This is a genomic window from Shewanella sp. GutDb-MelDb, from assembly GCF_002836075.1.
Classification (GTDB): domain Bacteria; phylum Pseudomonadota; class Gammaproteobacteria; order Enterobacterales; family Shewanellaceae; genus Shewanella.
In genome coordinates this window covers 1-3,261 of the sequence record NZ_PJBM01000037.1, presented here as the reverse complement: position 1 = coordinate 3,261, position 3,261 = coordinate 1, and the positions used below count along the sequence as shown (strand labels likewise).

3 protein-coding genes are annotated in these 3,261 nt (G+C 42.0%); 1 reads left to right on the top strand and 2 read right to left on the bottom strand.

Annotated elements, in window-relative coordinates; all coding sequences use genetic code 11:
• Window positions 1-342: 342 nt before the first annotated feature.
• A complete protein-coding gene (dsbB, locus tag CXF82_RS00920; protein ID WP_257982700.1) occupies window positions 343-852 on the bottom strand; it encodes a disulfide bond formation protein DsbB in 510 nt (169 codons plus the stop codon).
• An 89-nt stretch (window positions 853-941) separates the two neighbouring features.
• Window positions 942-2,528: a sodium/proton antiporter NhaB gene (gene nhaB / locus CXF82_RS00915; RefSeq protein ID WP_101091005.1), complete on the bottom strand. Its 1,587-nt coding sequence runs from the start codon at window positions 2,526-2,528 to the stop codon at window positions 942-944.
• Between the two features lie 303 nt (window positions 2,529-2,831).
• Between nhaB and fadR the strand changes: the two genes are divergently transcribed.
• On the top strand, window positions 2,832-3,261 hold a 430-nt coding region (fadR, locus tag CXF82_RS00910), incomplete at its 3' end, for a fatty acid metabolism transcriptional regulator FadR (RefSeq protein WP_102043514.1).

Sequence of the window (3,261 nt, the reverse complement as noted above, 5' to 3'; positions counted from 1 at the left end):
GAAATAGTTGCAATTGCAATAGTTGCAGATGAGAATAATATTGTAATAACGTGTTTTTATTTAAATAAATGATCCGTAATCGGTCATTGTTTTACACTTTGAGACCCTAACAATGCAGAGGGGGATAGACCGAAGCGTTAACGCGATGCTTTATCATTGTTTGTCTAGAGTGGTGAGGGAGGGGGGAACTAAAGCGCATTGATCTTTATGTCATCGAAAATGAATTCAAAATAGATAAAACCCGAGCTCATAGAAAGCTCGGATGAGTTAATCACTGTATATCAAGGGCAAATATGTTGGCTGGTTAGTTGTTAATGCAACACATTTGCAACCTAGGAGTGTCTACTTCTTTGACCGTAAAGCAGGTATAACAAAGATTAACCAGGCAACGAGGTAAACTGAAAATGCAACAATCATCCATTGTCCCATTGTCACACCCATCATTTCCCAGGGAATATCTGAACACATTCCTGTTGGCATAAACACCGATGGCAGCCATTCATGCAGTGGCATCCAGGTTGGAAACTCAGGTAGAAATGAACAGGTTGCAAATGGCGAAGGGTTAGTTTGCATGTCCACTAATTCGAGTGCCAGTTTCAGTCCCCAGCCGGCACTTACGCCCCAAATACCCATAGCAGCTAATCTGGCGATGCGAGATTGATAACCAGCTAAACCTAAAACCGCAGCAAACAAAATGCCGAATAGGGCTAATCTTTGATAGACGCACATCACACAGGGATCGAGCTTCATGATATGTTGAAAAAATAGTGCTGTTAACTCTAATGAAAGAGCGGTCGCTGCAAGCGTAAGCCAAGCGGCTTTTGATTGGGCAAAACGGGTTAGTGCATTCAAGGACAATGTCTCCATTACAAATAAAAAACGCCCTGATTAGGGCGTTTTATATGACTAACTATTATTAAAATAGTTCAGTTACTGCATTATCAATGTGCTGATACAGCACTATTGCCTACATCTTGAACTGTGTGATGGATCAGTATTCCAGTATCGTAGAAATATTGGGTCATCTGTTCTAACCCTCCAAACTGTATCGCAAGTATACCCACGATAGATAACACAATCGTATAAGGTAATGCCATCCACACCATACGCCCGTAAGACAGACGAATGAGAGGAGCGATAGCTGAAGTGAGGAGAAACAGGAATGCGGCCTGACCATTGGGCGTCGCTACCGACGGAAGGTTAGTTCCGGTGTTAATCGCAACGGCCAGAAGATCAAACTGATCTCTTGTGATTTGACCATCAAGCAATGCCGCTTTCACTTCATTGATATATACGGTGCCGACAAACACGTTATCGCTCACCATTGAAAGCAGACCGTTGGCTATATAGAAAATAACTAACTGGGTGCTGCCTTCGTAACTTAGCGCCCATTGAATAACTGGTGCGAAAAGATGTTGATCGATAATCACACCGACAATGGCAAAGAAAACGGCTAATAGCGCAGTAAACGGCAACGCTTCTTCAAATGCTTTTCCGAGAGCGTGCTCATTTGTCACACCATTAAATGCGGTGGTCAAAATGATAACCGATAGGCCAATTAAACCAACCGATGCCAAGTGCAGCGCTAATCCCAAAATTAACCAAACACCTACAAGTGCTTGAACGACCAACTTCATCTTATCGTGATTAGTACGATGAGTATCTTCGTGAGCCGCATAGTCAGATAAAATCTTATGCACTGCATCGGGTAACTGCTTACCATAATCAAAAACTTTAAACTTTTCGACAAGGTAACAAGTCAGAATACCCGCAATGAAAACAGGCACAGTCACAGGAGACATACGCAATGCGAATTCAGCGAACTGCCAATTTGCCTGAGCAGCAATAATGAGGTTCTGTGGTTCGCCCACCATGGTGCAAACGCCGCCTAATGCAGTACCCACTCCCGCGTGCATAAGTAAGTTACGTAGAAAGCCTCTAAAGGCTTCTAGCTCCTCTTCACACAACTGGTTTTTGCCATCGTTAGTATGGTCATGGTTATCATTAAAGTTTTTGCCCGATGCCACTTTGTGGTAAATCGAATAGAAACCTACCGCGACAGCGATAATGACTGCGATCACTGTTAGTGCGTCTAGAAATGCTGATAAAAAAGCAGATGCAACACAAAACATGATGGACACGGCGACTTTAGATCGTACCTTGGTAATCATTTTAGTAAAGGCAAACAGCAGTAGCTGCTTCATGAAGTAAATGCCCGCAACCATAAATATCAGTAACAGCAATACTTCTAGATTTGCTTCAATTTCATGCAGTACTTGACTGGGGGATGTCATGCCGATAATCACGGCTTCGATAGCAAGCAATCCACCAGGTTGTAAAGGATAGCATTTAAGCGCCATAGCAAGGGTAAAGATAAATTCTAAGACCAGCAGCCAACCCGCAACAAACGGATTAATATAAAAAACAACTGGGTTGATCACTAGAAACGATAATATTGCGAATTTGAACCACTTTGGCGAATTGCCTAAGAAGTTATCAAGAAACGCCTGACTCATAGTCACAGGCATGGAATCCTCACTCTTATATTTTTATAGTTTGATAATAACAAGAAACGCTTAGATTTGTTGTTACTAATAAATCTGCCGATGCTAAAGGTAAAACCTTTTGGCCAACTTAAAAAGCATTGATTACCTAAAGGGCTACCTAAATCAAAAAAAATCCTTTAAAACTCACTATACGAAGGTTTTTTGAACGTTTTATTAGGTTTTGACTTATCGAGCTTGTCTAATACTCTTGTTTAGGTTCCCATTTTAGATAGCTCTGGTATGATCAGTATTAGAATAATACTAACATTTGGATAAAGTAGGCTGATGATCATTAATGCCAAAGGTCCTGCAAGTTTTGCAGAGAAATATATTGTGCGATCCATTTGGGACAATAAATTTCCCCCTGGCTCTATCTTGCCAGCTGAACGTGAGTTGTCAGAGTTAATCGGTGTAACCCGCACAACACTAAGAGAAGTGCTGCAACGATTAGCACGTGATGGGTGGTTAACCATTCAACACGGAAAACCTACCCGAGTGAATAATTATTGGGAAACGTCGGGACTCAATATTCTTGAGACGATTGCCGAACTTGATCCTGATGGGTTTCCTGAATTAGTTGACCAACTGCTGTCTGCACGTAGCAGTGTTAGTGGGATTTACTTCCGCGGAGCCATTCGTAACAACCCTGAACAAGCGGCTGAGGCATTATCAAAGCTAGATGAGCTTGAAGATACTGCACAGGCTTATGCCGATT

Bases quoted from the DNA above. Each gene is read 5' to 3' on its own strand.
- nhaB (WP_101091005.1), bottom strand. From the start codon at position 2,528: ATGCCTGTGACTATGAGTCAGGCGTTTCTTGATAACTTCTTAGGCAAT.